At 63.2% G+C, this 5287-nt stretch carries 5 protein-coding genes, 1 tRNA gene and 1 pseudogene; 4 read left to right on the top strand and 3 right to left on the bottom strand.

From position 1 onward, the window contains the following. Positions 1-54 precede the first annotated feature (54 nt). A pseudogene (locus tag AX690_RS07930) lies at positions 55-399 on the bottom strand (TonB-dependent receptor plug domain-containing protein); the annotation flags it as partial. Between the two features lie 366 nt (positions 400-765). Here AX690_RS07930 and AX690_RS07925 point away from each other — a divergent pair. After that, the gene (locus AX690_RS07925) at positions 766-1395 is read left to right on the top strand and encodes a TetR/AcrR family transcriptional regulator (RefSeq protein WP_066684913.1); all 630 of its coding nucleotides are present in this window, start codon (positions 766-768) and stop codon (positions 1393-1395) included. On the opposite strand, the gene AX690_RS07920 is transcribed toward AX690_RS07925, so the two are convergent. Both AX690_RS07920 and msrA read right to left on the bottom strand, forming a co-directional pair. Continuing rightward, positions 1392-1745, bottom strand: coding sequence for an MmcQ/YjbR family DNA-binding protein (locus AX690_RS07920; RefSeq protein WP_066684905.1), 354 nt, complete (start codon positions 1743-1745; stop codon positions 1392-1394). The two genes, AX690_RS07925 and AX690_RS07920, sit on opposite strands and share 4 nt — an antisense overlap. After that, on the bottom strand, positions 1745-2410 hold the full coding sequence (gene msrA, locus AX690_RS07915; protein ID WP_066684901.1) for a peptide-methionine (S)-S-oxide reductase MsrA: 666 nt from the start codon (positions 2408-2410) through the stop codon (positions 1745-1747). The genes AX690_RS07920 and msrA overlap by 1 nt, the downstream gene beginning before the upstream one ends. A gap of 172 nt (positions 2411-2582) precedes the next feature. Between msrA and AX690_RS07910 the strand changes: the two genes are divergently transcribed. The 3 genes from AX690_RS07910 to AX690_RS07900 all read left to right on the top strand — a co-directional run bounded on the left by AX690_RS07910 (position 2583) and on the right by AX690_RS07900 (position 5053). Then, positions 2583-2672: transfer RNA gene (locus tag AX690_RS07910), tRNA-Ser, on the top strand. Positions 2673-3018: 346 nt separating this feature from the next. Next, positions 3019-4002: a UDP-glucose 4-epimerase GalE gene (gene galE / locus AX690_RS07905; RefSeq protein WP_066684898.1), complete on the top strand. Its 984-nt coding sequence runs from the start codon at positions 3019-3021 to the stop codon at positions 4000-4002. A 397-nt stretch (positions 4003-4399) separates the two neighbouring features. Beyond that, positions 4400-5053 carry an exopolysaccharide biosynthesis polyprenyl glycosylphosphotransferase gene (locus tag AX690_RS07900; protein WP_066684895.1) on the top strand — a complete coding sequence of 218 codons (654 nt, stop codon included), beginning with the start codon at positions 4400-4402 and terminating at the stop codon, positions 5051-5053. Positions 5054-5287: the final 234 nt, after the last annotated feature.

The following is a 5287-nucleotide window of genomic DNA, read 5'->3' as shown; positions in this document are numbered from 1 at the left end:
AACCCTCCTCTAAACGGAACCCTCAATCTGTCTCAAAGGCGCTGACGGCGGACAGATGAAGACGCCGACCGAGCTTTCGATGCCGTCGTTGCCGTTGCCGTTGCCAAAGCCGCGAATGACGAAGTTCGTCTGACCGGTGGCGTTGAATTGCGACACTTTCAGCGACGGAACGACCGATTGCAGGTCGATCAGGTCGCGGACCTGGGCCCGTTCGATCGTCTGCTGGCCGGTGACGGCGACCGAGATCGGCACGTCTTGAAGGGTCTGCTCCCGCTTGGTGGCGGTGACGACGATCTCGTCGACGGCGGTGGCTTCAGCGGGTTTGGTTTGTTGGGCGAAGGCGGGGGCGGCGATGGCGAGCGCCAGGGCCGAGACCCCCAGCATCTGGACGTTTCTCATATGTAACTCCCTGATGTGTTTTATTTTTATGCGCGCCTCTTCCCGCTCCGGTTCGAGCTTGACCGGAGTTCCTGGAGGAAAGGGCGGCTTTCTTGACGTTGGGTAAGGGCGGCCTCGGCCGGCCGTTCGGGCCGCGCATGGCGGTCGGAAGAGCCGGAACGTGGATGCGGACGTTGTCCGTCATTTTTTGCCCCAAGCCTGCACGGTCTTGCATCCCGTGCTGAGCCAAGGAGAAATCTAACATGCTCTCGATATTCTAGTGCAAGTTAGAAATTATCCGATTGATTGCGTTGCCGTTAGGGGAGAGCTTGGCAGACCGGTGATCGCTGGACGCAGAATCAAGCGCGCCGGGCGGAGGAGCGACCATTGTCGAGGGCGGGGGAACCCCTGACGCCGGCGGAAGACATCAGGCCTCTGGCGCAGAGCCAGAAGTCCCTGAGGAAGCGCGAGGCGATCCTGCGCGCCGCCATCGAGATCATCAACGCCAAGGGCTTCGCGGCCGCGACGATGACCGACATCGCCGCCGCGCTCGATCTGCGCGACGCGGCGCTCTACTACTACTTCCCGAACAAGCAGGCCCTGGCCTTCGCGGGCCATCATCAGTCCCTGGACCGGTTCGAGGCCATCCTGCTGGCGGTCGACGCCGCGGGCGGGAGCGGCCTCTGCAAGCTTCGGCGAATCTTCCGCGCGGTTCTAGACGATGCGGTCGACAATGGTCCGCAGCTCTATTTCGGCGACAACTCGTATCTGGACGATGTCCAGCGCGAGGCGATCGAGACGCGCACCGCCGAGCTCCGCAAGACGCTGGAGCGCTTTCTGGAGGAGGGCGTGGCCGACGGCACCATCGCGCCCTGCGAGCCGCCGCTGGTGGTGCAGCTGCTGGTCGGCATGCTGATCTGGTTGGTCAAGTGGACGCCGCAGACCCCCGGTCTCACCAACGAGCGACTGTTGCAGGCGATCGAGGCGATGGCGTTGCGGGGGCTGGCGCGGGCCTAGCTCAGGCCCAGCTCCGCCCGCGCCTTGCGCGTCAGCTTCGCCGCGATCAGGCCGTGGGCGGTCGTCACCCAGTCGGCGACCTCTTCCGCGTCGAGCGCGTCGAGGTCGGCGAAATGCACCCATTTGGCGCGCGCCAGATAGGGCGCGGGCGCGGCTTGGCCGGACTCGGTCAGGACTTCGAACGCCACGTCCGACGCCTTGAACGAGACGCCGCCGCCCAAGGTCACGCCCGAGCCGCGCACGGCGAACATCTTGCCGCCGACCTTGAAGACGTGGTCGTCGCCCCACTGGATCGACAGGGTCGCGCCTGGCAGGGCCAGGCACGCCCGGTCGAAGGCGTCAGGGCTCATCAGGCCTCGACGCCTGCATCGACACCCAGGCCGATCGGGCAGACGACGCCCGTGCCGCCGATGCCGCAGTAGCCGTTCGGGTTCTTGGCTAGGTACTGCTGGTGGTAGTCCTCGGCGAAGTAGAACGGCCCGGCGGCGGCGATCTCGGTGGTGATCGGACCCAGGCCCTTGGCCGACAGCGCCTGCTGGTAGGCTTCCTTCGACTCCACGGCCGCGGCGGCCTGAGCGTCGTTGGTCACATAGATGGCCGAACGGTATTGGGTGCCGATGTCGCCGCCCTGGCGCATGCCCTGGGTCGGGTCGTGGTTCTCCCAGAAGGTCTTCAGCAGCGCCTCGTAGGTGACGACCTTGGGGTCGAACACCACCAGCACGACCTCGGTGTGGCCGGTGCGGCCGGTGCAGGTCTCTTCATAGGTGGGGTTCGGGGTGATCCCACCCGCATAGCCGGCCGCGGTCACGTAGACGCCCGGGATCTTCCAGAACACGCGCTCGACGCCCCAGAAGCAGCCCATGGCGAAGATCGCGGTCTCCAGGCCGTCCGGATAGGGGCCCTTCAGCGGGTGGCCGTTGACGAAGTGCGTCTGCGCCGTCGGGATCGGCTCGGGACGACCCGGCAGGGCCGTGTCGGCGGTGGGCATCTCGAGGGTTTTCTTCAGCGACAGCATGACGGGCCTCTCGCAGGCTGGAATGTCTTGGGCTCCGATATAGGCGTTCGCGCCGCCGGTTTCACCCCGCGATGAAGAGGCGCGCTTTGTTGGCTTGCCCTGGGACGGTCCCTGAGTATATTGCGCGCCTTCCCGCGCCGGGGGTCTCAACCACCCTCGACTCGAATGCGCTGGTGAGGTGGCCGAGTGGTTGAAGGCGCACGCCTGGAACGCGTGTATAGGGGAAACTCTATCGAGGGTTCGAATCCCTCTCTCACCGCCATTTCCGAATTTATCTTATTGTTTTTTATAGATAATTTGTCTGGGTTCGCTTCCCGGTCCCAATTTCGGTCCCACTTTGAAATCCGCATATTGAGCGCGGGTGCGAAGCGTGCCGCCCACGCTGCTCCCTGATTTTCTCGGCAGTCCTTCCACTAGGGGCGCCGTTCTCCCTGGAGATTCGCGGCGGCAGCCGCGAGCTCGATAGCGCAGCTGTAAGGATTTCCGCACGACTTCCGCGCTACCCGCCGCTACCCATGCCGGACCGCTTTTAGGGGGCGCGTATCGAATGGATGTACGGTGGTAGTGATATCTAAGTCTGCTGGTGGCTCTGCGGCTCGGAGAAGTTTATGCAGACTATCTTAGTGACTGGCGGGGCCGGCTATGTCGGGTCGCATTGTTGCCTGGCTCTAGCCGCGACCGGATTTCTGCCGATCGTGTTCGATAACCTGTCAAACGGCCATCGCGAGCACGTCCAGTGGGGGCCGCTGGTGGTCGGCGATATCCGCGACGCCGCGCATCTGGACGCGGTGTTCTCCGCTCATGCGCCCGTGGCGGTTTTACATTTCGCCGGCCGCATCGAGGTTGGGGAGTCGGTCAAAGATCCTGGCGCTTTCTACGACCATAACGTTGGCGGGGCCATCACCGTGATCGAGGCCGCCCGTCGCGCCAACGTCAACGTCATGGTTTTCTCCTCGACTTGCGCGATCTTCGGCGAGCCGGCGATCCTACCCATGGACGAGCGCCACCCTCAGGCCCCGCTAAATCCCTATGGTCGCAGCAAGCTCATGGTTGAGCAGGTCCTAGTCGACTACGATCGTCACGTCGGGTTCAGGAGCGCGGTAATGCGCTATTTCAACGCTGCCGGCGCCGAGCCCGAGGGGCGCATTGGCGAGTGGCACGAGCCAGAGACCCACGCCATCCCGGTTGCGATCCAGGCTGCCCTGGGTCAGCGGCCGAACTTCACGATCTTCGGCGATGACTACGACACTCGCGATGGGACGGCAGTGCGCGACTATGTCCACGTGCTTGATTTGGCCGACGCCCATGTCGCGGCTCTGAAGCGGTTGTTGGCGGGCGGATCTTCCGAAGCGTTCAATCTGGGAGCAGGGACGGGCACAACCGTGCGCGAGTTGGTCGACGGGGTTGTTCGCGCTACTGGGAAGCCGCTACCGCTGCGTGTCGCGCCACGTCGCCTTGGTGATGCGCCCATGCTGGTGGCTGACAACACCAAGGCGCGACGAGTGCTGGGCTGGACCCCCGCGCGCGATCTCGATGCGATTCTGTCCAGCGCATGGCGCTGGCACCAAGCTCAAGCTGCCGCTGACAGATAACTCGCGCATGGATCGGAGGGTGAGTGAGGCGCGACCGTCTCCTAGAGAGGAGCCTGTCTGCCCCCCTCGTCATGAACGATCTAGCGTGTGAAGCACAGTAGAGACTGAGCCGCCAATAACTCCATTAAGTTCGTGTTGAGGCGGAGTGCTTCTGTGTGCATTCCGTCACAATTGGCCGACGACAAGGAAGATTTTTAGACTTAACAGTTCCGCCCGCCATGCGTGTGGCGCCCGCCAATAGGGCTCTGAATGTCGCCAGATCGCGCAAAAAACATCCGGTGGCGAAAAAAGGTTAGTTAACAACCCTCGCGAGCGGTTGTCCCTGGCGCCTCGATTTAGTAAAGGCTTTCTAAATCATCGGGCAAAGACCCGAACGCTTATGACTGGTGGGGACCACGTGCTGATCGTATCAAATCCGACAGCGGAACAGCTATCGCGCGCCGTTCAGGCGTCGCCGGTCGCGAGAGATCCGCTTAAGCGAGCGATGGACATCCTGGTGGCGGGGGGCGCTTTGCTCTTCTTCGCGCCACTGCTCGCGCTCATCGCCGTCCTGATCAAGATGGAGTCGCCGGGTCCGGTGCTCTTCCGTCAGTCGCGGGGTGGCCTGAACGGGCAGGCCTTCACGATCTTCAAGTTCCGCTCGATGCGGTGCCAGGAGAACGGCTCCAAAGTCGTCCAGGCCAAGCGCGACGACGATCGCATTACCACTGTCGGCCGGATCATCCGCAAGACCAGCATCGATGAGCTGCCGCAGTTGCTAAACGTGCTACGCGGCGACATGTCGATCGTTGGCCCGCGTCCCCACGCGCTGGCTCACGACGAGCACTACGGCGCCCAGATCGCCAACTACCACCTGCGCTTCCGCGCCCGTCCCGGTCTCACCGGCCTCGCCCAAATCAAGGGTCTGCGCGGCGGCACCACCGAGGTGGAAGCCATGGCCGCCCGCATCGACGCCGACAACGAATATATCGAACGCTGGACGCTGAGCGGCGACATCAAGATCCTTCTGATGACCGTGCCGCATCTCCTGATGGCCGACAACGCCTACTGAAGCCCAAAAAGGAGCGCGCCATCACTTAGTGGGGGCGCGCCTTCCGCGGATTCGCGAACGTCGAATTGTCACCAGAAACCGCTAGGTCGCTCGAAAAATTTCGCGCGAGCGGGCTGGTGTCCAATGTCTATGAACTTTTTGTCCCGCATTCATTGGGCGGGTGACTGTGTGGGGGATCTATGCGCGTAGCGATGATTGGCACGGGTTATGTGGGCCTGGTGTCTGGGGCGTGTT

It is taken from the genome of Caulobacter sp. CCH9-E1, assembly GCF_001556515.1.
Classification (GTDB): domain Bacteria; phylum Pseudomonadota; class Alphaproteobacteria; order Caulobacterales; family Caulobacteraceae; genus Caulobacter.
The sequence above is the reverse complement of the archived record's forward strand: the minus strand, read 5'-3'. Positions and strand labels throughout refer to the sequence as shown.